24 protein-coding genes and 1 tRNA gene are annotated in these 24,635 nt (G+C 53.5%); 18 read left to right on the forward strand and 7 right to left on the reverse strand.

Annotated features, from left to right (window positions below; genetic code table 11):
- Positions 1–256: 256 nt before the first annotated feature.
- From argB to CSQ89_RS04090, 7 genes are all read left to right on the forward strand, one after another.
- Positions 257–1,156 (forward strand): acetylglutamate kinase, encoded by a 900-nt coding sequence (argB, locus tag CSQ89_RS04060; RefSeq protein WP_099404910.1) that lies wholly within the window; start codon positions 257–259, stop codon positions 1,154–1,156.
- 239 nt (positions 1,157–1,395) lie between these two features.
- Positions 1,396–1,827, forward strand: a complete 432-nt coding sequence (locus CSQ89_RS04065) for a CBS domain-containing protein (RefSeq protein ID WP_099404911.1) — start codon at positions 1,396–1,398, stop codon at positions 1,825–1,827.
- 270 nt (positions 1,828–2,097) lie between these two features.
- Positions 2,098–2,742, forward strand: a complete 645-nt coding sequence (locus CSQ89_RS04070; RefSeq protein WP_099404912.1) for a pyrimidine 5'-nucleotidase — start codon at positions 2,098–2,100, stop codon at positions 2,740–2,742.
- Positions 2,743–2,875: 133 nt separating this feature from the next.
- Positions 2,876–3,883, forward strand: a complete 1,008-nt coding sequence (locus CSQ89_RS04075) for a methionine ABC transporter ATP-binding protein (protein WP_099404913.1) — start codon at positions 2,876–2,878, stop codon at positions 3,881–3,883.
- Positions 3,880–4,554 (forward strand): methionine ABC transporter permease, encoded by a 675-nt coding sequence (locus CSQ89_RS04080; protein WP_099404914.1) that lies wholly within the window; start codon positions 3,880–3,882, stop codon positions 4,552–4,554. Before CSQ89_RS04075 ends, CSQ89_RS04080 begins: the two co-directional genes overlap by 4 nt.
- Positions 4,555–4,629: 75 nt before the next feature.
- The gene (locus tag CSQ89_RS04085; protein WP_099404915.1) at positions 4,630–5,409 is read left to right on the forward strand and encodes a MetQ/NlpA family ABC transporter substrate-binding protein; all 780 of its coding nucleotides are present in this window, start codon (positions 4,630–4,632) and stop codon (positions 5,407–5,409) included.
- A 231-nt stretch (positions 5,410–5,640) separates the two neighbouring features.
- Positions 5,641–6,243, forward strand: coding sequence for a 6-pyruvoyl trahydropterin synthase family protein (locus CSQ89_RS04090; RefSeq protein ID WP_099404916.1), 603 nt, complete (start codon positions 5,641–5,643; stop codon positions 6,241–6,243).
- A gap of 3 nt (positions 6,244–6,246) precedes the next feature.
- On the opposite strand, the gene CSQ89_RS04095 is transcribed toward CSQ89_RS04090, so the two are convergent.
- From CSQ89_RS04095 to mutM, 4 genes are all read right to left on the reverse strand, one after another.
- Positions 6,247–7,275 carry a VanZ family protein gene (locus CSQ89_RS04095; protein ID WP_158228894.1) on the reverse strand — a complete coding sequence of 343 codons (1,029 nt, stop codon included), beginning with the start codon at positions 7,273–7,275 and terminating at the stop codon, positions 6,247–6,249.
- A gap of 205 nt (positions 7,276–7,480) precedes the next feature.
- Positions 7,481–7,810: an H-NS histone family protein gene (locus tag CSQ89_RS04100; protein ID WP_099404918.1), complete on the reverse strand. Its 330-nt coding sequence runs from the start codon at positions 7,808–7,810 to the stop codon at positions 7,481–7,483.
- Positions 7,811–7,957: 147 nt separating this feature from the next.
- Complete coding sequence (locus tag CSQ89_RS04105; RefSeq protein WP_099404919.1) at positions 7,958–9,916, reverse strand: dynamin family protein; 1,959 nt, start codon at positions 9,914–9,916, stop codon at positions 7,958–7,960.
- 165 nt (positions 9,917–10,081) lie between these two features.
- Complete coding sequence (gene mutM / locus CSQ89_RS04110) at positions 10,082–10,909, reverse strand: bifunctional DNA-formamidopyrimidine glycosylase/DNA-(apurinic or apyrimidinic site) lyase (protein ID WP_099404920.1); 828 nt, start codon at positions 10,907–10,909, stop codon at positions 10,082–10,084.
- A 79-nt stretch (positions 10,910–10,988) separates the two neighbouring features.
- Here mutM and CSQ89_RS04115 point away from each other — a divergent pair, with 79 nt between their 5' ends.
- The 11 genes from CSQ89_RS04115 to CSQ89_RS04165 all read left to right on the forward strand — a co-directional run bounded on the left by CSQ89_RS04115 (position 10,989) and on the right by CSQ89_RS04165 (position 21,079).
- Positions 10,989–12,770: a tetratricopeptide repeat protein gene (locus tag CSQ89_RS04115; RefSeq protein WP_099404921.1), complete on the forward strand. Its 1,782-nt coding sequence runs from the start codon at positions 10,989–10,991 to the stop codon at positions 12,768–12,770.
- Between the two features lie 16 nt (positions 12,771–12,786).
- Positions 12,787–13,344 (forward strand): lipoprotein insertase outer membrane protein LolB, encoded by a 558-nt coding sequence (gene lolB / locus CSQ89_RS04120; protein ID WP_158228895.1) that lies wholly within the window; start codon positions 12,787–12,789, stop codon positions 13,342–13,344.
- Positions 13,323–14,180: a 4-(cytidine 5'-diphospho)-2-C-methyl-D-erythritol kinase gene (gene ispE, locus CSQ89_RS04125; protein ID WP_233202958.1), complete on the forward strand. Its 858-nt coding sequence runs from the start codon at positions 13,323–13,325 to the stop codon at positions 14,178–14,180. The genes lolB and ispE overlap by 22 nt, the downstream gene beginning before the upstream one ends.
- 27 nt (positions 14,181–14,207) lie before the next feature.
- Positions 14,208–14,282: transfer RNA gene (locus CSQ89_RS04130), tRNA-Gln, on the forward strand.
- A 114-nt stretch (positions 14,283–14,396) separates the two neighbouring features.
- A complete protein-coding gene (locus tag CSQ89_RS04135; protein ID WP_099404924.1) occupies positions 14,397–15,347 on the forward strand; it encodes a ribose-phosphate pyrophosphokinase in 951 nt (316 codons plus the stop codon).
- Between the two features lie 90 nt (positions 15,348–15,437).
- Positions 15,438–16,037, forward strand: a complete 600-nt coding sequence (locus tag CSQ89_RS04140; RefSeq protein WP_099404925.1) for a 50S ribosomal protein L25/general stress protein Ctc — start codon at positions 15,438–15,440, stop codon at positions 16,035–16,037.
- A 79-nt stretch (positions 16,038–16,116) separates the two neighbouring features.
- Positions 16,117–16,728: an aminoacyl-tRNA hydrolase gene (gene pth / locus CSQ89_RS04145; protein WP_099404926.1), complete on the forward strand. Its 612-nt coding sequence runs from the start codon at positions 16,117–16,119 to the stop codon at positions 16,726–16,728.
- A 93-nt stretch (positions 16,729–16,821) separates the two neighbouring features.
- Positions 16,822–17,913, forward strand: coding sequence for a redox-regulated ATPase YchF (ychF, locus tag CSQ89_RS04150; RefSeq protein ID WP_099404927.1), 1,092 nt, complete (start codon positions 16,822–16,824; stop codon positions 17,911–17,913).
- A 206-nt stretch (positions 17,914–18,119) separates the two neighbouring features.
- The gene (locus CSQ89_RS04155; RefSeq protein WP_099404928.1) at positions 18,120–18,392 is read left to right on the forward strand and encodes an oxidative damage protection protein; all 273 of its coding nucleotides are present in this window, start codon (positions 18,120–18,122) and stop codon (positions 18,390–18,392) included.
- 121 nt (positions 18,393–18,513) lie between these two features.
- Positions 18,514–20,601: a polyphosphate kinase 1 gene (ppk1, locus tag CSQ89_RS04160; RefSeq protein WP_099404929.1), complete on the forward strand. Its 2,088-nt coding sequence runs from the start codon at positions 18,514–18,516 to the stop codon at positions 20,599–20,601.
- A 25-nt stretch (positions 20,602–20,626) separates the two neighbouring features.
- Positions 20,627–21,079, forward strand: coding sequence for a SixA phosphatase family protein (locus tag CSQ89_RS04165; protein WP_099404930.1), 453 nt, complete (start codon positions 20,627–20,629; stop codon positions 21,077–21,079).
- 73 nt (positions 21,080–21,152) lie between these two features.
- Here CSQ89_RS04165 and CSQ89_RS04170 read toward each other — a convergent pair whose 3' ends face one another.
- Genes CSQ89_RS04170 through CSQ89_RS04180 form a run of 3 tightly spaced genes read right to left on the reverse strand, consistent with a single transcriptional unit; the run spans position 21,153 to position 24,627 of the window.
- Positions 21,153–21,596, reverse strand: a complete 444-nt coding sequence (locus CSQ89_RS04170) for a DUF2214 family protein (RefSeq protein WP_099404931.1) — start codon at positions 21,594–21,596, stop codon at positions 21,153–21,155.
- The gene (locus CSQ89_RS04175) at positions 21,593–22,807 is read right to left on the reverse strand and encodes a heme biosynthesis HemY N-terminal domain-containing protein (RefSeq protein WP_099404932.1); all 1,215 of its coding nucleotides are present in this window, start codon (positions 22,805–22,807) and stop codon (positions 21,593–21,595) included. Before CSQ89_RS04175 ends, CSQ89_RS04170 begins: the two co-directional genes overlap by 4 nt.
- Positions 22,804–24,627, reverse strand: coding sequence for a uroporphyrinogen-III C-methyltransferase (locus CSQ89_RS04180; RefSeq protein WP_099404933.1), 1,824 nt, complete (start codon positions 24,625–24,627; stop codon positions 22,804–22,806). Before CSQ89_RS04180 ends, CSQ89_RS04175 begins: the two co-directional genes overlap by 4 nt.
- Positions 24,628–24,635 lie beyond the last annotated feature (8 nt).

Here is a 24,635-nt window from a genome sequence, read left to right on the forward strand (position 1 = left end):
CCACCTACCATCGCCGACAAGCCCGTTGCTGTCGCCGCGCCAAACGTGCTCAGCAAATAGTCGGTGTACAAATCGAGTTCTTTGTTCTTCATGGCGACAGGTTATCGTATGCACTGCGTAACATCAGCTAATTAGATGGGTATTTATTTATTTTCGGAATCTACGCGCTCAGTTTACCTGCGGACAAGCCTGGCGTACGCCGCAGCTAAGGGATAGGCGTTAAAATCGCTCCCATTCATCCTATCAAGGAAGCGCCATGCCCGTGATCGAACCGATCTCGCCTCAGACTGCCGCAGCCAAAGCCGCAGTGCTTGCCGAAGCCATGCCCTACATCCGTCGTTTTAATGAAAAGACGATTGTGATCAAGTACGGTGGCAATGCCATGACCGACCCCGATCTGAAGGAAGGTTTCGCACGCGATGTCGTACTGCTCAAACTGGTTGGACTGAACCCTGTCGTCGTGCACGGTGGTGGCCCGCAGATCAATGCCATGCTTGATCGTGTCGGTAAGCAAGGCCAGTTTATCCAGGGAATGCGGGTTACCGACAGCGAAACGATGGACATCGTCGAGATGGTACTGGGCGGCCTGGTGAATAAGGAGATCGTCAGCCTGATCAACCAACATGGCGGCCGGGCAGTCGGACTGACAGGTAAGGATGGTCACTTTATCCGCGCCAGGAAGATGTACCTAAAAGGTGATAAAGACGGCGAACAGATAGATGTCGGCCAAGTTGGGGAAGTGGAATCAATCGCGCCCGAACTGGTTGCCCTGCTCGACACACGCGATTTCATTCCGGTTATTGCGCCGATTGGTGTTGGCAGTGCTGGCGAAGCTTTCAATATCAACGCCGACTTGGTGGCCGGTAAACTGGCTGAAGTGCTGGACGCTGAAAAATTGATCCTGATGACCAACACACCAGGGGTGCTGGACCAGAAGGGCCAGCTACTCACGCGGCTGACGCCAAAAATTGTCGATGGACTGGTCGCCGATGGCACGATCTCCGGCGGCATGATTCCCAAAATCGCTTCCGCTTTGGAAGCCGCCGTGAATGGCGTCAACGCTGTGCACATTATCGATGGACGGGTAAAGCATGCGCTTCTCTTGGAAGTACTGACCGACCACGGGGTCGGCACCATGATCAAACGTGACGAGTAAGCCTCCGCGCCGAGAGGGCAATTTATCCGGCATACCAAACAAAAAAATCATGCCGAGCCCTCCATTTCATCCAAGTACCAGGGCTAATCTGCAACATAAGCCTTATGAGCCGGTCCAAAAACCCAAGCCGAGCTATTGCGCTGCAGCATGCCTGCTGGTTGGGTCTGGCTCCAGCGCTGCTATAGTGGCTTCATGTCTCAGTTCAAAGCAGTCCTGACTACGAATGGAGAAAGTGCAGCATGAAAACCGCCCAGCAACTTATGCAGGAAAAGGCTCGCCCCGGTATCTTTACGGTGCCGCCTGACGCCACGGTCTACCAAGCACTGCAACTCATGGCCGAAAAAGACATCGGTGCCGTGCTTGTGATGGAAGGGGAGCGTCTGCTCGGGATTTTTTCGGAACGTGACTATGCCCGCAAAGTGGTTCTGCAGGGCAAGACATCAGCAGGCACACCGATTGTCGACATCATGACCAAGCGGGTCATCGTAGCGAGACCAAACCAGACAGTGGATCAGTGCATGGCCATCATGTCGGAAAAACGCTTCCGCCATCTACCCGTATGTGAAGGCGACCACGTACTCGGGGTGCTGTCCATTACAGACCTTGTCCGCGAGCAGATCGCTGAACAAAAATTTCTGATTGAACAATTGGAACATTACATCCACGGCTAGACTCGCCAACCTTCTATCTTGTAAGCCGGCCTATGTGCTGGCTTTTTCTTTTCCCAAGAACCTGCTTTCGATCTATCGCGAGCAGTCGTCAGCAGGGTGAAGCACAGCGCAAAAACCGAAATGTACATAGGTACATGAGGATTTTGAGCTGCGCATGAGCCCTGATCTCGGCTGCGCAGTAAGCGCCGTAGACAGGTTCCAAGTAGTCTGAATCAGGATGTCATAAAGCCCTATCCAGACCTCATCGACAATTACCCACTACCCCATCCTATGCCCACCGTGTGGATTTTCGACCTGGATAATACCTTGCATGATGCCGAGCCCTATATCTTTCCAGAGATGAACAGGCTGATGAGCAACTATATGGTGCAACACACCGGGTTAAGCCAGGCCGAGGCCGATGTACTGCGTATACTTTATTGGCAACGCTACGGTACTACGTTGTCCGGTTTGTTACGACATCACAGCGTGAAGGCCGAACACTTCCTGTACCACACGCACCAGTTTCCCAACCTGCAACAACAGCTACGACCCATGCGTGCCCTGCACGCCGTATTACGCCAACTGGCAGGCCGTAAGATTCTGTTCACCAATGCACCGGAAGCCTATGCACGCGCTGTCCTGCATGGCTTACGCATCACTCACTACTTCGATGGACTGATTGCAATCCAGCACACGGACTTTCGCCCCAAGCCCCATTTCGCTGGCTACCGCCACCTGTTGCAACGCTACAAGATAGATCCACGCGATTGCGTCATGGTAGAAGACACCCGCAATAACCTATATACAGCCAAGCGACTTGGCATGCGCACGGTATGGCTAAATCCAAAGCCACGGCAAAGCGCCATCGTTGATTTGGCCTTACATCAGTTAAGTGAACTGCCCAATGCGGCAAAACAGCGAGGCTGGCTTTAATTTAATAACCAAAATCAAAAAATTACAGGAAAACACCCACTTCGCAGGAATAAAAGCCTTCGATAGAGTACAGTCACCGCCCTTGCCTAGAACGTAAGGGTGTTTTTTTACAGAATTGGAAAGTGGATATCCCGTGATCGCCCTTCATCATCTCAATAAGACCTATGAAGGCGATGGACGCCAAGTCATTGCACTGCGCGATATCAATCTTCAGATTGAGACAGGTGAAGTCTTTGGCATCATCGGCCGCTCCGGTGCGGGTAAAAGCACCCTGCTGCGCACGCTGAACCTGCTGGAGCGCCCCGACCAGGGGCAGGTACTGATTGATGGCCAGGATGCCACCTGTCTCGATACTGCGGGCTTACGTGTCTTGCGCCGTCAGGTCGGCATGGTGTTCCAGCACTTCAACTTGCTCAACCACCGCAGCGTAGCCAACAACATTCGTTTCCCATTGGAGCTAGCCGGGGCACTTTCCAAAACCGCGATCAATACACGGGTGGATGAGTTGCTTGAGTTGGTTGGCCTGCATGCCCAGCGCGAGCAATATCCATCCCAGCTTTCAGGCGGACAAAAGCAGCGCGTAGGCATTGCGCGAGCCCTCGCAAATCACCCCAAGCTGCTGTTATGCGATGAAGCAACCAGCGCGCTGGACCCGCAGACTACTCAATCCATCCTGCAGCTCCTGCTCGACATCAATCGTCGCCTTGGTTTGACCATTGTTTTGATCACCCACGAAATGGCTGTTGTACGAGCAATATGTGACCGGGTAGCTGTCATCGAAGGGGGCCAGATAGTTGAACGCGGCCCTGTGGCCGACGTATTCCTGCATCCACAACATGAAGCCACACGCAATATGGTGGCGGAAGACGGTCACGCGGCAACGCTCGACTTGGCTGGCAAGCTTGGGAATGTATCTGGGACGCTTCTACGCCTTACCTTCGTCGATGCAACAACCTACGAACCGGTCATCGCCCAGATTGGCCAAGCGCTTGCTGCGCCAATGAGCATCTTGCAAGGCAGTGTGGGACGAATCAAAGACCGGCCTTATGGCCAATTGATTGTGGGCTTCAACGGCGATGCCGAATTGGCAAAACGTGCATTTGAAGAACGCGGCGTACGCTGCGATGTGGTGACGGTATGAATGAGATTGGTTTTGACTGGAGTGTAATCGACTGGGCTGATATCTGGCTGGCAACCCAGGACACACTCACAATGCTGGGCGTATCCCTCGGCTTCACCATTATCTTGGGCTTACCGCTCGGTGTATTGCTATACCTGCTGAGCCCTCGGCAGCTGATGGCCAACAAGCCTGCCTACAGTTTGCTGTCATTTGTGGTGAATGCGTTGCGTTCCCTGCCCTTTGTTATTTTGCTCATCATCCTGATACCCGTCACCGTCAAGCTGGTTGGCACCTCCATCGGCGTGGCAGGCGCGATTCCTCCACTCGTCGTTGGCGCGGCTCCCTTCTTTGCCCGCTTGGTGGAAGCCACCTTGCGCGAAGTCGATCGTGGCATTGTCGAAGCCAGCCAAGCCATGGGTGCCACGCTATGGCAAATCGTGACACGCGCCCTATTACCCGAAGCGTTGCCGGGCCTATTGGCGGCAACTACCGTCACAGCCGTCACACTGGTGTCCTACACCGCTATGTCGGGTGTAATCGGCGGTGGCGGCCTGGGGGACTTGGCAATTCGCTTTGGTTACCAGCGTTTCCAAACCGAAGTGATGGTGGTAACCGTGCTGGCGCTATTGGCATTGGTTCAACTGCTGCAAATGACGGGTGACTGGTTGGTAAAGCGTGCAACGCGTAAATGAATTTAAACCGGTGCGTAGGCTATGTGCGCCACCGGGCTCCCCAACGCATCCATAAATACAAACAAGGCTTGAATCATGCAACGTTTCAAATCACTCTTAATCGCAGCCGCTGGGTTTGCCGCTCTGTCTGCCCAGGCTGAAAAACTAACCGTGGCAGCCACCGCCGTTCCCCACGCCGAGATACTCGCGTTTATCAAACCCACTCTGGCCAAACAAGGGGTGGAATTGGATGTGAAGGTCTTTACCGACTATGTTCAGCCCAATGTGCAACTGGCTGAAAAACGCGTCGATGCCAATTACTTTCAGACCAAGCCCTATCTGAGTGAATTCAACAAAAATCGCGGCACCAGCCTGTTACCTGGATTGGCAGTCCATCTGGAACCATTCGGGGCTTATTCGAAGAAGGTGAAGTCGATTACTGAGCTACAGGAAGGCGCAACAATCGCCATCCCGAATGACCCTTCCAATGCCGGCCGGGCCTTTATTTTGCTAGCTAAACATAAGGTCATTACGCTGAAAAACCCCACCAACATTCTTTCAACAGCGAAAGACGTGATTGGCAATCCGAAGAAATTAAAATTCAAGGAATTGGAAGCGGCGACGCTACCACGCGTGCTAGATCAGGTCGATATCGCCATGATTAATGCAAACTACGCACTGGAAGCCAAGCTCGTCCCCGCCAAAGATGCGTTGGTGATTGAGGATGCCAATTCGCCCTATGCGAACTATGTGGTAACCCGTGCCGACAATGCGAACACACCGGTCATCAAGAAGCTGACCGCCGCACTCAGCTCGCCTGAGGTTAAAAAATTCATTACAGACAAATACAAAGGCGCAGTGGTCGCGGCCTTCTAACAATCTGTTCAATGTCTGTGACTATCATGCTTTAGTACTTGTTTACGATCTTATTACGCAACTCAGGGTGCAGGTGCTACTCGATAGCCCCTGCAAAGGGGGCGAAATGCTAAGGTGCTTTGCACCAAGAAGTTCGCAGCCTCATGTACTACTTAGTCCCACCACGCCTTTGCGTGGCTTTTTTTTGTATGGATGGCACAATTGGGGCCATTACTACGTAGACCATCGCTAATGCTAATCCGCAAGCTATTCAAGTTCGAGAATGCGCACATCGTGCGCAATTGCAGCAGTGACCGCTGCCGCTATTCCATCCACGGCCACAGCTACAAGGTGGAAGTACTGCTGGAAGCCGATGCGCTCGATCACGGCCAGATGGTGTACGACTTCGGTCTGATGAAAGGCACCATCCGCGACATAATTGATGCCTTCGATCACGCTATCTGCTTTTGGGATAAAGACGAATCTGATTATATCGCCTGGGCAAAACGCTATTCAGCTCGTTGGATTTCGATGCCGGTGTCCCCCTCCGCCGAGCAATTCTCGCGCATGTTTTTTGTCATCATTGATGCCATCCTGCAAAACACCCGCATGGCCAATGGAGAACAAGGCGTGACCCTACATTCCGTCATCGCGCACGAAACCGAAACCGGCTATGCACAATGCTTTCGGGCCGATGCGTATAACCCGCGCATGGGTACCATACAGCTAACGGATGTGATGTTCTCCGATCAATGTCGAGCCGAATGGAAAGACCCCAGCATGTATCAGAAGCTGCTTCGGAATGAGCCTTTCGTGAACAGTGCGCTACCGCTGCAAGTAACGCCGACTCCATGACTGCTAGCTGCTAACAACCGTGGGCTGCGCAGAGCGACGCCAGTCATGTGCAATCCGCCAGATAAGGTAAACCGTAGCCAGCCAGGGCCAGACTTCCGACAACGTCTGGGTCAGGCCATTGAAATCCCGCAAGTGGCCATAGCTCCATTTGAATAGGCTAGCCATGCTGTGGCTGGAAGCAGTCAACGGCCAGAAGGCTTCAACCAATTGTGCCAGCCCCAATGACACCAAGGCAGCCATCATCTGCCAGCGCCTTTTCAGCTTCAATAACACGGCCAGTAACGCCCATGCAACCAATGCCCCAATCAAGACATTCAGATTGAACCATGCCAAAAATTCCGTGGGCTTCAGCAACATACCTGCAAAGAGCACTTTGATCAGCAGAGACAACACTACCAAAGCTGCAATCGCCCTCACCGCATAGCGCCGCTGAGCAAGCGTACCCACCAAGATCAGGGTCACCGCCAATAAACTCAGCATCACCCCCAGAATCTCCAGACCACGCAAAAATAGCAATGCATCTGCAATCGGAGAAACCCACGGCTGGGGAATACCTTCCGGCTTTACCACTACGCCAAATAAAGGTACCGCTGGATTTAATTGGGTCAACAACCACAGTACTAACACCGTCAAACCAAAGTCAGTCAATGCACCCTCAGCAAACCAGCGCTGCCTGAGCACATACCACGCACGGACAATCAACAGCTTGGTCGTTATCCCAGCTAATAAAGCGCCACAAAGCGCACCTACTGAGTTGTAAAGAATATCGAGATTAGACGCGACACGGTCTGGTAGGAATTGTTGCGTAAACTCAATGCCAGTAGATAATGCCGCCCCAAACAAGAGCGCTAATAAGGGTGCATACCAACGACAGCGAAAAGTTATCGCCCAAGCATACCCCAGAGGGAGATAAGCCAGCCAATTCAGACTGTTATCGGCAATAGTATGGTAATAAGGCAGCGGATAAATCAGGAAAGCCAGAATTGGCTCACCCATATAACGCCAACCGGTAAACGGGTAAAGGCTTGTCACCAGTATGACTGCGTGCCAAGCCAGCAGAAAGTGTCTACCTAACCACGAAGGTACGCTTGCACGCGCAAGATAGGAGATTGGCAATTGGCCACGCATGGCGCCAAGCTTATCACGAGCAACCTTAACGCTCATCACCAACAAGTAAGCTGCACCAAAGCTAAAAAGGAAGCACTAGGCTTCCTTTTTAGCTTTGGTGCGCTGCGAATTAAACGCGCAGGGCGTCAATACTTCCGCCGCTAGCCAAATGATCGGCTACCCACTGTGGCTTACGGCCACGGCCAGTCCAAGTCTGCTCTGGATTAGCGGGATTCTTGAATTGGGCGGCGACTGGGCCACGCTTAACAGAAACGCGCTTATTGGCCGAACCTTCAGCACCCAACAGCTCAGAGAGGCTAAAGCCACGATCAGCAGCAAGCTTTTGCAAATCAGCAATTGCCTTTTGCTTATCTTCAACCTTGCGGCGAGCAATCTCACGGCCAAGGTTCTTTTCCAATTCATACAGTTGCGGCAGGTTTAAACCAGACAGATCTACCATTTTTCGATTCTCCAGAAGCGGGATTTGGAATTATATGTTTTGAAACACGTTGCACTAATTATGCAACGTAGTGTTACTTCAAATCAACCCGCTTACCAATAAAAAATACGGCAATCAAGTTAATTATGACAAGGTAATTTGATTTTTTCATGCTGCCTGCCTAATTACAGGCTCCATCTGTGCATTAAGCGCCTCATACGAGCCTTTGAGTCGCGCCTCAAGCTCAGTTAATTGCTGTCGAATACCCGTATCAATTTCATTTAGCTCTTCGATCCGGTCTTCCAGCGTGTCAGTCGCTTTATGAATACGTTTTACACTCTCCAAACGCCTACGCAGTTGCATTTGATGCTCTCTTACCTGCGTTTCCATTGGCGCCATTACTGCTTTCAGCCAGTTCTCTACATCACGATTAGCTACTTCATAGACATAAACGACACGACTGGCGATCGTTTCAAAGAATTTCTTGGTTAAAGTACTTTGTGTCGTCGTTAGAATTGCGCCAAAAGTATTGAAATGCTCATGGAAACTCTTTTCTAACCGAGCAATTTCTTTGTGGTATTTCAAAGTAGAAAAGGGAGGTGGACTTACCGCACCCAAGCCATGTTCTTCGCTGAATTTCTTATACATGCCCGCCATCATGGCCTGAATTTCAGCCACTTGTTCAGCCGACTTACTGATATTACCGTTAACATCCTTGAAGAATTTCTGCATGGCACTGGTAAGCCCGGAAGAGAAACTCGACGCCTCCATTTCTGTGCGCGCGCGCGTAATACGGTTCTTTAAGCCATCCATTCCTAGATAACCAAATAACACATTCGTTTGCTGAGAAAACACGCTACGCAAAGCCTGGAAACGCTGCATACCGCGCTCGAAATGCACCTTCTCTTCGCCGATCTTGTCCAGCATATGCTCGATCACATCGCGATTCTTGCCGCGCAGGGCCGTCAACTCATCAAGCTGTTCTTTCACACCTTCTCGACGGGTACTCAAGATACCCCTAGTCGCAAGAACGAGGTCTTCGACCTCTGTGTGCGTGTTATCGCGCACAATTTCCTGCTTGAAGGGAATCAAGTCTTCCGATAGGGCCCGCTCCAGATCAGCTAAGCGGGCGCGGGCAAGCAGCGGCTGATCATCACCAATTTTGGCGACCAAACCCTTTTGTGCAGATACTGGAAATACCTGGCTACGGCGAATTCCCAATAAATCGGCGCTGGTCTGTGCCTGCTTTTCTATTTCCGCATCAATCTGCGCAGTGGTCTTGAGGGTATCCCATAAACCATCAATTTTATTCAGCACAACCAATCGACCACGCTGACCACTTTGCGCACGGCCAATGTGATTACGCCAGACATCGATATCCGTTTTGGTTACACCTGTATCCGCCGCCAAAATGAACAATATTGCGTGGGCATTCGGCAAGAGATTAAGTGTCAGCTCTGGTTCGGTACCAATCGCATTTAGGCCAGGAGTATCAAGAATGACCAAGCCTTGCTTCAATAAAGGGTGCGGGAAATTAATTATCGCATGACGCCAGCACGGAATATCTATCTCGCCGTTTTGGACGGAGATTTGATGATCCGCATCCTCCGGATCAAACAGACCCAATCTCGTGGCCTCGGCAACCGTTACTCGCTTTTGCATACCAACCTGTTGGAATGCATCCAGCATGGCATCACCCGACTCCACGTCGAGCGCCACCGTAGTCCACTCTTCCGGATAGCGCTTGTATTCGGACGTTGTTGTATCGCTCGCTCGCGTTTCAATCGGCAACAGCTGGATGCAATTAGGTCGACCAGCATCGTATTGCAATTCCGTCGGGCACATTGTGGTACGCCCGGCGGAAGAAGGAAGTAGTCTTTGCTTATATTCAGCAAAGAATATGGCATTGATCAGTTCGGATTTACCACGGGAGAATTCCGCCACAAATGCAATATTGAGCTTGTCATCACGCAGCTTGTCGAGCAGATGCTGGATTCGCATATTAGTTTGCGCATCGTTCAGATCTTGCTCCGACAACCAGCGTTGTAAATCACCAATACGCTGAATGAGGTTGCCACGCCATTCGCTGTAAGCTTCGAAATTGGCAACCAGATTGTCTTGTGGCATTTGTAAACCCCCTCTTGGCGGCGACCAACTTAATGGTTTTGTGCACGCTCTACGATTAAAACCCGTTGTCATTAAATAACGCCATGCCCGGTGATGCAAGCACGGCTATCCGCTGCAGATTACCGCCCTTCAGGTCTAAAGCGATATTGCGGATAAAGGCATCGATTAACCGGGCTGACAGCGAGCACACCACCAAGTGGAACGCTGACCCAACCGGGTTTGACGAATTTCCGTACCACAACGCAAACAAGGCTGCCCAGCACGGCCATAAACAAAATAACTCTGCTGAAAATATCCCGGCTTGCCATCACTATCGACAAAATCCTGCAACGTGCTACCACCTGCTGCAATTGCCTCTAGTAAAGTCGTCCGAATCACCCCCGCCAAACGCTCACATTCCAACAACGTCAATTCACCCGCTGGTCGGTTCGGCGCAATCCCGCTTCGAAACAATGCTTCATTAGCATAGATATTCCCTACGCCGACTACAATTTGACTATCCATCAGTGTTAATTTAATCGCTGAACGTTTACCCCGTAATGCGGTAAAAAGATAAATCGCAGTAAATTCCGAGCCAAGGGGTTCAGGCCCCAGTCGATGGAGTAATGGGTGAGAAAACAGTTCCCCCGGCTGCCAAAGCACAGCGCCAAAACGACGCGGGTCGCGATATCGCAATGCGCGACGTTCCGAATGATTGGAAAATACCAAATCCAAATGGTCATGTTTTTCCGCTGGTAAGTCCGCCGAAACAACGCGCAGACTACCCGACATACCAAGGTGTAAAATCAAGTGTCCATGTTCAATATCAAATAAAAGATATTTTGCCCTGCGTAGAACCTGAACAACTCGACGACCGGCCACAATGTCAGAGAGATCAGGTGGAACCGGCCATCGTAAAGATGAATTACGTACAAGCGCTTTCTGCAGGGTGTGCCCCACAATGGCTGCTTCTATGCCACGTCGGGTTGTTTCGACTTCCGGCAGCTCGGGCATGGTTTATGACTTGAGGAATGAAGGCGACCGACTATACCATGGCCGAAAATGCCGCTTCGGCGGCCAAGGATAACTTGCTATGCCTCACTATTCCGCCAAGACCTCCAGCCTGCTCCTAACAGCAGCCTTGCTTACCGGCTGCGCCAGTACAACGGGTATAGGGCCCGCCAAAGACCAAGCGTCATCCGCAAACCCAACCAGCAGCAAAACCGATATCGAATCGGACCCTAGTGAGGCGAATTCAACCGAGGATGAGGCCAACTACCCCAAGCAAGTCCTTAGCAAAGAGCTGTTGTTCGGCTTTCTATTGGCTGACGTTGCCGCCCAACGGGGCGACAAACCACTGGCCGCCAATACATGGCTGGAACTGGCGCGCCTCACCAAAGACCCTCGCGCAGCGCGCAGAGCGCTGGAGCTAGCCTACTCTGCCGGCAAATTGGATAATGCGCTGGTTGCCGCCCAGCTATGGCGCCAGTTGGAGCCGCAAAAGCTCCCACCCCGGCAAATGTTGCTCAATCTGCAGGCGCGCAGCGGTCGCCTACAAGATGCAGAAGCCGAGCTTAGCCAATGGCTGATCGACCGCCCGATGGATGCCCCGGGTATTTTCCTTCAGACACATACACTTTGGCCTGCGCAAGCCGACAAGCAAGCCGTTTTGCAACTCACGCAACGACTGACCAAACCTTATCCGCAATTGCCAGAAGCAGCGATGGCAAATGCCCTCGCCGCCAACAATGCCGGCGAAATAGAGATGGCACTTGCAGCAGCGGATCAAGCGGTACAACTGCGGCCAGATTGGGAAACAGCCATCCTGTACCGCGCAGCGGTTACTGAGACCAAGTCACCTGAAGACGCCATCACCTATTTACGGGCCGCCAGCCTAAGACTGCCAAAATCGCGCGACATAAAATCCGGCTTAGCCAGGGAACTCGCCGAAGGCAAGCATTACGATAAAGCCCGCCAAGCCTACGCAGAATTGAGTACCGCCTATCCAAATGAAGTTGAATTCCCCATCGGCGAAGCATTGGCCGCCATCCAGATGCGCAACTATGCCTCGGCAGAAGCCGCCCTCAACCGTGCCTTAAAACTAGGTGTTCGCAAACCCGACGCTTTGCGCTATTACCTCGGCATTGTGGCGGAAGAGCAATTCAAACTAACAACCGCGCGTGACCACTATGCCCTGGTGGGCGATGGCGAACTCGGCATACAGGCCGCTACGCGACTGGCCCGTATCGAGGCAAAACTTGGCAACAAGGCCGGTGCTTTGGCTGCATTACATCGCTTACCCAATGACAGTGAAGACGACCAGATCGCACGCTTGCAGCTTGAAGGCCAGCTGTGGCGGGAATTAAAGGACCTTACTCAGGCACGCACCACGCTGGATAAGGGGCTTCAGACTTTCCCAGATAACACCGACTTTTTGTATGACCGCTCTCTTATACTTGAGCAGCTCGGTGAATTAGACGCAGCAGAGCGCGACCTACGCCGATATCTCAGCCTGAAACCAGATAACCCGCTTGGTCTCAATGCATTGGGTTATACACTGGCCAATCGCACTCAGCGTTTCGACGAAGCAGAGTCGTTACTCCGCCAAGCACTGGCCAAAGAACCCGACAACCCTGTCATCCTGGACAGTATGGGCTGGCTGGAACTGCGGCGCGGCAATATAGAACAAGCTGTTGGATGGTTAAAACAAGCCTATCAAGGCCTGCCAGACCCAGAGATAGCAGCACATTATGGCGAAGCGTTATGGCGCCATGGGCAACATGGTGAAGCGCGCAAAATCTGGGCTGAAGGCAGCAAACTAGACCCTTCACACGAGGTGCTATTGGAAACCATACAGCGGCTTAATGCCAAATAAGCCCGGGTATCTCCGCATGTTTTTCCAACGCACTATAGCTGCCATCGCGGCGCTGTTTCTTATGTCGGCCTGCGCCAGTTACAAACCTGCGCCCGCTGCACCATCCTCACTACCCAGCCAATACAGCGTGAGCGGCAGGGTTGCTGTCAATGCAGCTGGCAAAGGCTATAACGCGCGCTTCAATTGGGCGCACCAAGATCAGCAAGACCGGGTTGATATCAGCAACCCCTTGGGCCAAGTAGTTGCCAGATTGGAAATGGCTCCCGAAGGTGCGCGCTTCTTCGATACGGATGGCCAGCTCCATGTAGCCGACGATATCGAGTCCTTAAGCGAGCGCGAACTAGGCTGGCGATTACCGGCAGCAGGCCTTCGCTACTGGTTACTAGGGTTGGCAGACCCTACTCATGCTGCCAGTTGGCAAGAAGAAGGAGGGGCTCGCATCCTGTTACAGGATGGCTGGCGAATTCAATACCCTGTGGTCACCAATGCCGGCGCACCCGACAAGCTATCCCTTAAACGTAATGACCTCGAAGTACGTATAGCACTCTACGATTGGCAACTCGCACCCCAATGACGGTTTTTCATTCCTTTCCAGCACCTGCCAAACTCAATCTTTTTCTGCATGTGACCGGCCGTCGACCTGATGGCTACCACTTGCTACAAACCGTCTTTCGCTTAATCGACTTTGGCGACACAATAGAAATCGCGGATGATGATAACGGCAAGATCACACACGAAAACCCATTACCGGGCGTGCCGGCAGAAACTGATCTGATGGTGCGCGCTGCTCGCCTATTGCAGGAACATACCGGCAGTACCCGCGGCTGCCGCCTCCGTATCACGAAACGCCTCCCCATGGGAGGGGGGCTTGGCGGCGGCAGTTCCGATGCCGCTACCGTCCTCATGGCGCTTAACCATCGTTGGCGACTAGGTTTAAATCGCGCAGCACTACAAGCATTGGGGCTTCGCTTGGGGGCAGACGTCCCTCTTTTCATCTTTGGGCGTGATGCCTTTGCCGAGGGCATTGGCGAGGCACTAAAAGAGATTTCCCTTCCACAACAATGGTATGTCGTGCTGACCCCGCCGGTATCCATACCTACCATCGAAATATTTTCAGACCCGTGCTTGACACGCAACACCCCGCCCATAATAATGGCGGCCTTTCCGAACAACAGGGTCAGAAACGACCTCGAAGCAGTTGTGAGGAAACGGTATCCGATAGTTGAAAAATACTTGAATTGGTTAAGCCAGTTTGGTAACTCAGCGATGACAGGATCCGGCGCTTGTGTGTTTTCTGCTTTTGATACACATGATGAAGCAATGCGTGTTTTGTCTCTCTTGCCACCCACGATGCAAGGGTTTAGCGCGCAAAGCATTAAGCAGCATCCTTTGTTTAATTTGGCGGATTGATTTTTTGGATCAGTTCGGCGGATTCGTAGGGGAGTCGCCAAGTGGTAAGGCATCGGATTTTGATTCCGACATTCGTAGGTTCGATCCCTACCTCCCCTGCCAGTCATTATGTAGTAAACGTAATCGGCCCATGCTGATATACGCAGCTAACACAAAAAAGAAACCAGAAAGCGTGTAATAACGATTACACGCTTTCTCTTTTTCAGGGATCAGGACATGGCCTACGAAAGTTTGATGGTCTTTACCGGCAATGCCAACCCACAGTTGGCCGATGCTGTCGCTAAGCACCTCGATATCACCGTAGGCCGTGCCACGGTCGGCCGTTTCAGCGATGGCGAAGCGACTGTGGAGCTGCTGGAAAATGTACGCGGTCGCGATGTTTTCGTGTTGCAATCCACTTGCGCGCCCACAAATGACAATTTGATGGAAGTGCTGCTGATGGTTGACGCGCTAAAGCGTGCCTCTGCCGGCCGCATTACTGCTGCGATGCCCTATTTCGGCTATGCACGCCAAGATCGCCGCCCGCGCTCCGCGCGCGTCCCCATCTCAGCCAAGGTGGTGGCCAATATGTTGCAAGCTGCCGGGGTTGATCGTTTATTGACGGTCGATCTACATGCAGATCAGATTCAGGGCTTTTTCGATATTCCGGTGGATAACATCTATGCCACCCCGGTTTTACTCGATGATGTTCGCACCAAAAATTACGAAGACCTGATGGTAGTCTCGCCTGACGTTGGCGGCGTATTACGGGCGCGCGCCATGGCTAAACAACTGAATACCGAGTTGGCCATTATCGATAAGCGTCGTCCAAAAGCCAATGTGTCTGAAGTAATGCATATTATCGGCGACGTTGAAGGCCGTACCTGTCTGATCATGGACGATATGGTCGATACCGCAAATACGCTGTGTAAAGCGGCGGAAGCACTAAAGCAGCATGGGGCCAAGCGTGTATTGGCTTACTCTACCCACCCGGTACTGTCTGGCCTGGCGGTAGAACGTATTGCGCAATCAGAACTTGATGAATTGGTAATTACCGATACCGTCCCGCTAAGTGACGCTGCAAAGAAATCCGACCGCATCCGTGTAGTCAGTTTAGCGCCCCTGCTGGCGGAAACACTAAGGCGGATCAATAACGAAGAGTCTGTTTCGACACTATTCGTTGACTAGAATTTCGACGGCCAACCCTAGGGTTGGCCGTTTATCCAAGCATCGCCTGGTCGCGGGTGGTGTTTTTTCTTGTAGTTCAGGAGTTATGTTATGACTATCGAAGTTATCGCCACAGGCCGTACGCAACAGGGCACCGGAGCGAGCCGCCGCCTGCGTAACGCTGGCAAGGTTCCAGGCATTGTTTACGGTGCAGATCAAACACCGGTCGCCATTGAGCTGGATCACAACAATCTGTATTACGCTATGCAAAATGAAGTGTTCCATGCTTCGGTGCTGAGCTTGGTTATCGACGGCAAAGCCGAACCAGTGCTGATTCGTGATGCCCAGTACCACCCATGGAAGCAAATCATCATGCACGTAGACTTCCAACGTGTCGATGCCAACAAGACTATCCACACCAAGGTCCCATTCCACTTCATCAATGCCGAAAATGCACCTGGCGTGAAAGCTAGCGGCGGCATCGTGTCTCACGTGTTGAACGAAGTTGAAGTTTCCTGCTTGCCAAGCAAGCTGCCTGAGTTCATCGAAGTAGACCTGATCGATTTGCAAGCCGGTCACTCGATTCACTTGGCCGATATCAAACTGCCGGAAGGTGTTGAGTTGGTTGCTCTGAAGCATGGCGACAACGGTACCGTGGCTACCATCCTGGCTATTCGCGGTGGCGCTACCGAAGAAACTCCTGCTGCTTAATCAAATTAGCGCGCTTCGGCAAAACGGCTCGTCGCCTTTGGGTTGGCGGGCCGTTTTTCTATCTGTTTTGGACTGATTGATGAGTACAACCACACAGCCTATAAGACTGATCGTCGGCTTAGGTAATCCTGGGGCTGAATATGCCGCTACCCGGCACAATGCTGGTTTTTGGTGGGTAGAAGCCTTGGCGCGCGAGTTAGGGGTGTCACTACGCCTGGAAAGCAAGTTCCTGGGATTGGCGGGTCGCAGCCGCGACGACATCTGGCTTTTGGAACCGACTACCTATATGAATCGCTCTGGTCAATCTGTGGCAGCGCTGGCCCGCTTCTATAAGATTCAGCCCGAATCCGTCCTGGTTGTACATGACGAATTAGACCTGCTGCCCGGCGAAGCCAAGCTCAAGCAAGGTGGCAGCCATGCCGGCCACAATGGTCTGAAGGATATACAGGCGCTACTCGGCACCCCTAATTTTTGGCGCTTGAGGCTCGGCATCGGCCATCCGCGTACGCTGAACCTAAACCAGTCAGTGGTGGATTTCGTACTGCAAAAACCCCGTCAAAACGAACAACCCGATATCGATGCCGCTATCGAACGTAGCCTGAAAGCTTGGCCCCTGCTGGCAGCCGGTGAGTTTCCCCGCGCCACAATGGTAGTCAATACCAAGCCCAAGGCTGCAAAGCCCGCGGAATAGCAGCGATTTCACCAATGCTACGCCTCACCCTTGATAACTGACGCCTAACCGCGCCCCGATTTAGAATTACGCTTTCTCTGATAGGAATCCTCCATGAGCCTCCAATGCGGCATCGTCGGACTACCCAATGTAGGTAAATCGACCCTTTTCAATGCGTTAACCAAGGCTGGCATCGCGGCGGAAAACTATCCTTTCTGTACTATCGAGCCCAATGTCGGCATTGTAGAAGTACCCGACACGCGCTTGAAAGCACTGTCCAGCATCGTCAATCCCCAGAAGATCCAGCCTGCCATTGTTGAATTTGTTGATATTGCGGGGCTGGTCGCCGGCGCCAGCAAGGGCGAGGGGCTTGGTAATCAGTTCTTGGCGAATATCCGTGAAACCGACGCTATCGTAAACGTCGTACGTTGCTTTGATGACCCGAATGTCGTTCACGTCGCGGGCCGTATCGATCCGCTGGCGGATATCGAAGTCATCGTCACAGAGCTCGCACTGGCCGACCTCGCCGGCGTCGAAAAAGCCATGCAACGCGAGGGGAAAAAAGCCAAGTCTGGCGATAAGGAAGCCCAAAAGCTGATTGCTGTATGCGAAAAATTGTTGCCGCACCTGAATTCCGGCCAGCCAGCCCGCACCCTGAAACTGGCGGACGAGGATAAGGCTTTACTCAAGCCTTTGTGCCTCCTCACCATCAAGCCCGCCATGTATGTGGGCAATGTGCTTGAAGATGGCTTTAAGAACAACCCTCACCTTGACCGCCTACGTGAACATGCCGCCAAAGAAGGCGCGCCCGTTGTTGCATTGTGCGCAAAGATCGAAGCAGAACTTGCCGACCTTGACGATGAAGACAAGGCCGCCTTCATGGCTGACCTGGGGTTTGAAGAACCGGGACTCGATCAACTCATCCGTGCCGGCTACAAGCTACTGGGCTTGCAGACCTACTTTACCGCCGGGGTGAAGGAAGTACGCGCCTGGACAATCCATACGGGGGATACCGCCCCGCAGGCTGCCGGCGTCATCCATACCGATTTCGAACGCGGCTTCATTCGCGCCCAGACCATTTCCTACGATGACTTCATCACCTACAAGGGTGAACAGGGGGCCAAGGAAGCCGGAAAGATGCGTGCGGAAGGGAAGGAGTATGTTGTCAAAGATGGCGATGTGCTCAACTTCCTGTTTAACGTTTAAGAACCTGTTTACGATCTGTCTCGAGCAGTCGTCAGCAGGGTGAAGCGCAGCGCAGAAACCGGAATGTACTTTTGTACATGAGGATTTTGAGCAGCACATGAGCCCTGATCATGACTGCACAGTAAGATCGTAGACAGTTTCTAATGCAGTGGCAGCCTGTGTGGGCCGTCATGCAGTTTTGCTAAAGTCTGAAAGGAATACCCGCCATGGCCAGAATGGTTAACTGCATCAAACTCGGCCGAGAAGCCGAAGGACTGGATTTCCCTCCCATACCCGGGGAATTGGGCAAGAAGCTGTTCGAAAGCGTGTCCAAAGAAGCCTGGGCCGCCTGGGTAAAACACCAGACCATGCTGATCAACGAAAACCGGCTTAACCTTGCCGACGCACGCGCGCGTCAGTACTTGACCCAGCAACTGCAAAATTACTTTTTCGGCTCGGGTGCCGACATGCCGCAAGGCTATGTTCCCCCTCAGCAGTAACTTTGCTGAAAGCTTGGATGGCCGCCATTGTGCGGCCATTTTATTTTGTCGTGCTCAATGCGGCCAAGTACCCCGGCGCTTCGCTATACTCAGCACCTGAACCCGCATTGCGATTTGCTCCATGAACCTTGCCCACAAGCACGAAGCCACTACCGAACTCTTCCTGAACCGCGAGCTTGGGCTGCTTGAATTCAACCGCCGGGTACTGGCACTAGCGGAAGACATCAATAATCCACTGCTGGAACGGCTTAAATTCCTCTGTATCGTGTCTTCCAACCTCGATGAGTTTTTCGAGGTGCGGGTAGCCTGGGTAAAAGAAAATATCCGCATGCATTCCACCCGGCCAGCACCGGATGGCTTGTCGCCCGAAGCCGCATTTCATTGCATATCTACCGAGGCTCACGCCCTGGTGGAACGGCAGTACTCGATACTGCGCGAGAGCATCCTGCCCGCGCTGGCGGAGGAAGGCATCGCCTTTCTACGCCGTATCCGGTGGAACGACATACAACGTACCTGGGTGCATGACTACTTCAAGCGCGAGTTGGCGCCCGTACTCACACCGATTGGGCTAGACCCTGCACACCCCTTTCCACGCCTTTTGAACAAAAGCCTTAATTTCGCGGTAGAGCTTGATGGTCGCGATGCATTTGGACGTTCTTCCGGCATTGCCATTGTGCAGGCACCGCGCATATTTCCACGCTTTATCAAACTGCCGCCCGAGGTTTCGGGGGTTGAGCACGGTTTTGTTTTCCTATCCTCAATATTGCATGCCCATGTCGATGAGCTGTTCCCCGGCATGGACATAAAAGGCTGCTACCAATTCCGTGTCACGCGTGATTCGGACCTGAACGTGGACGAAGAAGACGTGAAGGATTTGCGGGCAGCGCTGCAAGGCGAACTGACACAGCGCCAATATGGTGACGGTGTGCGCTTGGAAGTCGCCGACAATTGCCCACACCATATATCGGACTATCTCAGCGAGCAGTTTGGCCTTCTGCGTGAGGATGTCTACAGGGTGGATGGGCCGGTAAACCTCGTGCGCTTGATGCAGGTGCCGGACCAAGTAGACCGGCCTGACCTCAAATTCCAACCCTTCATGCCCGGCGTACCCAAAGAACTACGCAAGCAGCCTGATATATTTGCCGCGATACGCCATGGCGACATTCTGCTGCACCACCCTTTCCAAAGCTTTACCCCCGTTATCGACCTCCTACAACAGGCCGCGCGCGACCCTGCTGTCGTCGCAATCAAGATGACGGTGTACCGGACTTCCAAGGACTCGGCGTTGATGGAAGCGCTGATTGAAGCGGCAGAGGCCGGCAAGGAAGTCACCGCCGTGGTTGAATTGATGGCGCGGTTTGATGAAGAGGCCAATATCAACTGGGCAGCCAAGCTCGAACGCGTCGGCGCGCATGTCGTGTACGGCGTCTACGGCTACAAGACCCACGCCAAGATGCTGTTGATTGTCCGCCGCGAAGAAGGCCGCTTACGCCGCTACGCCCACCTGGGCACCGGCAATTACCACCAGCGCACCGCCAAAATGTATACCGACTTCGGCTTGATGACCAGCAACGAGGACAAATGTGCCGACGTCAACGATGTGTTCATCCAGCTTACCGGCATGGGCAACCCAGGCAAGTTGAAAGCGCTTTGGCAATCACCGTTCACCATGCATTCTTCGATGGTGGCAGCAATCGACCGTGAAGCAAACATCGCCAGGGCCGGCCGGCGCGCCATTATCATCGCCAAAATGAATTCGCTGCTGGAACCGGCTCTGATCGAAGCCCTATATGCCGCAAGCCAGGCAGGGGTAACCATCCACCTCATCGTCCGCGGCGTATGTACCTTGCGCCCAGGTGTAAAGGGGCTGAGCGAAAACATCAAGGTACGCTCCATCGTCGGGCGCTTGTTGGAACACACACGGGTGTTCTACTTCTTCAACGACAGTGCCGAAGATGTTTATCTAGGCTCGGCCGACTGGATGGGCCGCAACTTCTTTCGGCGCGTCGAAGTGGCTTTTCCCATCTATGACAGCAAGAGCAAACGGCGGGTGATCCGTGAAGGACTTCGTCCCTATTTGGTCGACAACGCACAAGCCTGGGAAATGCAGCCAGATGGGCGGTACCGCAAAAAAACTACCCGTGGGGGAAAAGTACGTAGCGCCCAGGGCATGCTGTTGAGCGAACTCGCTGCCAAAGCCAGAGACTGATAATTTTCGGCGAGGAGAACCAACGATGAATCTGATTTTGTGGCGACACGCCGAAGCAGAAGACGGCAATGACGATATTGCGCGCAGGCTCACCAGCCGGGGGCATAAACAGGCTGCAAAAATAGCGGCTTGGCTGCAAACACGGTTGCCTGCCGACACCTATATCATCGCCAGCGAAGCCGTGCGCGCCCGCCAAACTGCAGCGGCCTTATATCCGAACCATGCCGTGGATGCGCGGCTCAACCCAGGTACATCGGTAGCCGATCATCTGGCCGTGGCGGGTTGGCCAAGTTGCCGGGGCAATGTGGTCATTGTTGGCCATCAACCACATCTGGGGCGATTGGCAGCCAGCCTACTGGCCGGTTTCGAAGCCGATTGGAGCGTCAAGAAAGGGGGCATCTGGTGGTTACAATGCCGGATACGCGACGAAGCCAAACAAACCATCCTTAAAACCATTATGACGCCAGATCAGCTTTGAATTACTTGCGATCAAACCATTTCAAAAAACAAAAGCCAGTCCAAAGACTGGATTTTGTTTTTTGACCACACATTCACCCAGCACCTACACCGCGCGCCATAAAGCTGGCCAATATAGGAATCAACAAGAGCAGAAGCAATTCCAGGCGTACCAGCATTACAACGCGCTTGATTTCCGATGGCGACACTCCACTGCTGCCCGCTACAACTCGCCGCCAAGCAATAAAACGAAAAGTGGGGTAGATGGAGAGGAGACCCAGCACAACATAGACCGTCATCTTGGCGTGGAAAAGTGGATTCTGCAGATAGAAATCCACACCCTTCTCACTAAACAAACGGGCAATACCGCTGCCAATCTGCGCCAACGCGGCCACACCATAAACCATATCCAAACGCGCCAAACTACGTATACACGGCTCGTCCATTTCAGGCTTGAGCAGGAGATGTTCGCCCATCAGGCACGCCATCAAAACCATGGCACCCAGATAGTGCACAGCTGCTAGCAGCGCTGCGCTCATCCCCGTCTCTCCAATAAGTCCAGCGCCAGCCCAAGACTAGCGCGGTATTGCTCGTTGGCTTCTTCACGTTCGTCCAATTGCTCCAATAATTGGCCAAGCTCGGCATGAGCCACCGGCGTCGCCGTCACGGCCACGCTGGCTTCCAAATAAGTACGCGCCTTACCCCAAAGGGCTGCATCGCGGCACAAACGCCCCAAGGCCAACAAAAGCGAATGGTCATTGGGGTGATGCCGCAGCCACTCCTCAGCCCTGGCAAGGCGCTTGACTGCATCTCCCTTGCCATCCATGCGGCCCAACTCACCGTAAACCTCCAGGAGGGAGACATCCCAATTGCTTTCCAACGCCTCCACGACGATGGTCTCTGCCCGCTCAATCAACGCCAGCCGACCAAACTCACGTGCGGCAGCAGCCGCCAAGCGAGGTTGATGACGTTCATCCTTACCCAGGCTTGCCCACCAGCGCTCCAACTCCCGGCTATCCATCGGTACCAGTTTAAGCTGTGCCAACCGCGCCTGAGCTCGGACGCGGAACGCTTGCCCCGCATCGATTGCCTCGCTTCTTTCCAGCATATCCGCCAACTCAATCACCCTTGCCGGATGATTCTCCTGCTGACGTAACTTCAACTCAAGTTTCAGTGCAGACGTCAGTTTGGGGGAAATCGCATACACCTGATGCAACAGATCAAGCGCTTCGCGAGTGCGGTACTGTTCGCCGAGCAGTTCAGCCTCCAACATCAGCCGCGCCAAAGACCGCGGACCGCCAATTTCACGCGCCTGCGCCAAGTAGGCATCCCGGCGTTCGAAATCACGGCAACTATGGCTCGCACGAACAGCAATCAGGGTATCGGCAAGACGCAGTTCCGGATTGTCCTGCGACGCCAACGCTACCCGAAGATTGCGCTCGGCACGTAAATGTCGTCCCTCAAACATTGCCAATAGCGCCTCGCGGTGATATTTGCCGGCATTGCTGGCACGCCGCGCCGCCTGATACTGACGTACATTGCCGGGCATACTGACAAGCCAATCAAGCAGCTTCAGCAAGCCATAGCCACCGCCCAGCAAAAATACAAACAACAGGACAAAGGCATTTAGCGACAACTCCATCCGCCACTGATTGAAAAACAGCAGCGCATAGCCGTTGTTTTCGCGGGCAAACAACGCCAACAGCACCGCGAGGGTAAACAGCAGCAGCAGCCAGATCACCGACTTCATTTGCTGTCCTCCCTAGCCGCCGTCGTACGACGTGCGTCCCGGGCGGCGTTCAAGCTGTCAGCCAATGTTGGCAAGACCTGCGCGGGCCGGATCATCTGTATTTCGGCCAGGGCTGCCAGTACGGCTTTGACGGGCTTGCTGCGTGTATCGAACTGCTCGCGCAAGGAGAGCTGGGTTGCCGAAAGATCAAGCCTGAAGGTTGTCTCATCACGCTGTAGTAAGGCCAAGCGTGCATTCAATAAGCGCAGCTTGAGGTGCTCGCGTAGGTAGAAAGCCTGCTCTGGCGCCAACAAAACCGGATTGGGCCGATCGACACGGCGAATCTCCACCAAGGCGCCGAGTGCGCGACCCAACTCGCCCAGCAAGCTGCCGGCTGGCTCGTGGGATTTAATAGCATCCTCTGCGGCTTTCGCATCGACCAACAACGGCAGCTTGTCGACCTGTGTCACCAAGCTATCCAGACGCGCCGACAGTCCAACGTAATCGACCCAGGGTATGCTCTTGAGGTGATCGATATCCCTCACCACCGTACGTCGCAAATTCTGCAGCCGCGGCTTGTCATTACCGACCAAGCGTTCTTCCAATCGGTACAAGGCAGCCAAGGCAGCACCAACATTGCCGGTAAGTTGCAATTGCTGGCTGGCCAGCGACAAGGTCAACTCAGCATCCGCCAGTACCGCTTCCTCATGATCGCCAGCGACCGAACCATAAAGCGCTTGTAAATCAGTCTGCTGAGCGCGTATTTCATCCTGCTGGGCTTGCGTCGCCAGTTGGAGTGCATCCAACTGGCGTAGCTGGGCGCTGTCGCGTTGCGTATCGACACTCAGGCTGCGCTGCTGCGCTTCCAAATTGTTCAAACGTGCACTCAACTCACGGTGCGGGGCTTGTGCTTGAAACTGGTACATCAACACCGAGATGCCCACCATAAGCAGTGCCCATTTAATCGTACCGCCCAACCTCTCCCCCCACGTCCGTGCCGGCTTATCAATAGCAGGACTGACAGACAATGGGGCAGCCGGTTCGCGGGGCGGCGTGGCAGCCGGCGGCGCTTGCACAGACACCGGCTTTGGCGCAAAGCGAATCTGCAGATCGGCCACCATGGCGGCATCACCGGTTGCCAGCAAAGACAACTCATTCACGCCATGACGGCGTACGGTTTCGGCAATCGCAGGATGGCTGGCAAAAAAGGGAAGATGTCGCAAGCGATCGGCCAATACGCTATCGGCCAACGTAAACAGATTGTTCACGGCTTCCGAGCTGGTCACGATAACGCCGTCACACCCGTCGGCCAACAAGGCGAGTACATCCTCATGCGTCAAGCTTGGCATCTGCCGGCGATAGGCTTCGACGATCTCGACCTGGGCACCCCTTGCACGCAAAGTATCAGCCAGCAATTCACGGCCGCCGTTACCGCGGAACAGCACTACCCGCCGGCCAGCCATTTGCTGCAATACCGGGTTAGCCAACAGGCCTTCGCTATCAAATTGGCTGTCGGGGCTGATGACATCATGCATGCCCAGTTCCTGCGCCCGCTCCTTTGATGCCTGCCCTATCACCGCAACGGGCAATGCATCGGGCCAGGGGGCTTTATGTTCAGCGATCACATCCAAGGCGGTAGGGCTGACAAAGACAGCCAAGTCAAACTCGTCCAAACGCTGCAATACCGCCGCCAAGGCTGCAGGGTCGCTGCTCGCACCGATAGCGATCATCGGCGCGAGTAACGGAATAGCACCGGCTTCACGTAAGAGACCGGCGAGGGTGGCGGATTGGTTTTCTGGCCGGGTAATCAAGAAGCGACGTTGGTCAAGCGGACGACTCATAGGAGATG

The organism is Chitinimonas sp. BJB300 (assembly GCF_002735695.1).
Taxonomy (GTDB): Bacteria; Pseudomonadota; Gammaproteobacteria; order Burkholderiales; family Chitinimonadaceae; genus Chitinimonas.

Bases quoted from the DNA above. Each gene is read 5' to 3' on its own strand.
- CSQ89_RS04180 (WP_099404933.1), bottom strand. From the start codon at position 24,627: ATGAGTCGTCCGCTTGACCAACGTCGCTTCTTGATTACCCGGCCAGAA.
- CSQ89_RS04080 (WP_099404914.1), top strand. From the start codon at position 3,880: ATGAATGAGATTGGTTTTGACTGGAGTGTAATCGACTGGGCTGATATC.
- CSQ89_RS04140 (WP_099404925.1), top strand. From the start codon at position 15,438: ATGACTATCGAAGTTATCGCCACAGGCCGTACGCAACAGGGCACCGGA.
- argB (WP_099404910.1), top strand. From the start codon at position 257: ATGCCCGTGATCGAACCGATCTCGCCTCAGACTGCCGCAGCCAAAGCC.
- CSQ89_RS04100 (WP_099404918.1), bottom strand. From the start codon at position 7,810: ATGGTAGATCTGTCTGGTTTAAACCTGCCGCAACTGTATGAATTGGAA.
- CSQ89_RS04105 (WP_099404919.1), bottom strand. From the start codon at position 9,916: ATGCCACAAGACAATCTGGTTGCCAATTTCGAAGCTTACAGCGAATGG.
- CSQ89_RS04165 (WP_099404930.1), top strand. From the start codon at position 20,627: ATGAATCTGATTTTGTGGCGACACGCCGAAGCAGAAGACGGCAATGAC.
- ychF (WP_099404927.1), top strand. From the start codon at position 16,822: ATGAGCCTCCAATGCGGCATCGTCGGACTACCCAATGTAGGTAAATCG.
- CSQ89_RS04085 (WP_099404915.1), top strand. From the start codon at position 4,630: ATGCAACGTTTCAAATCACTCTTAATCGCAGCCGCTGGGTTTGCCGCT.
- CSQ89_RS04155 (WP_099404928.1), top strand. From the start codon at position 18,120: ATGGCCAGAATGGTTAACTGCATCAAACTCGGCCGAGAAGCCGAAGGA.
- mutM (WP_099404920.1), bottom strand. From the start codon at position 10,909: ATGCCCGAGCTGCCGGAAGTCGAAACAACCCGACGTGGCATAGAAGCA.
- pth (WP_099404926.1), top strand. From the start codon at position 16,117: ATGAGTACAACCACACAGCCTATAAGACTGATCGTCGGCTTAGGTAAT.
- lolB (WP_158228895.1), top strand. From the start codon at position 12,787: ATGTTTTTCCAACGCACTATAGCTGCCATCGCGGCGCTGTTTCTTATG.
- CSQ89_RS04090 (WP_099404916.1), top strand. From the start codon at position 5,641: ATGCTAATCCGCAAGCTATTCAAGTTCGAGAATGCGCACATCGTGCGC.
- CSQ89_RS04135 (WP_099404924.1), top strand. From the start codon at position 14,397: ATGGCCTACGAAAGTTTGATGGTCTTTACCGGCAATGCCAACCCACAG.
- CSQ89_RS04175 (WP_099404932.1), bottom strand. From the start codon at position 22,807: ATGAAGTCGGTGATCTGGCTGCTGCTGCTGTTTACCCTCGCGGTGCTG.
- CSQ89_RS04065 (WP_099404911.1), top strand. From the start codon at position 1,396: ATGAAAACCGCCCAGCAACTTATGCAGGAAAAGGCTCGCCCCGGTATC.
- CSQ89_RS04170 (WP_099404931.1), bottom strand. From the start codon at position 21,596: ATGAGCGCAGCGCTGCTAGCAGCTGTGCACTATCTGGGTGCCATGGTT.
- CSQ89_RS04115 (WP_099404921.1), top strand. From the start codon at position 10,989: ATGCCTCACTATTCCGCCAAGACCTCCAGCCTGCTCCTAACAGCAGCC.
- CSQ89_RS04070 (WP_099404912.1), top strand. From the start codon at position 2,098: ATGCCCACCGTGTGGATTTTCGACCTGGATAATACCTTGCATGATGCC.
- ppk1 (WP_099404929.1), top strand. From the start codon at position 18,514: ATGAACCTTGCCCACAAGCACGAAGCCACTACCGAACTCTTCCTGAAC.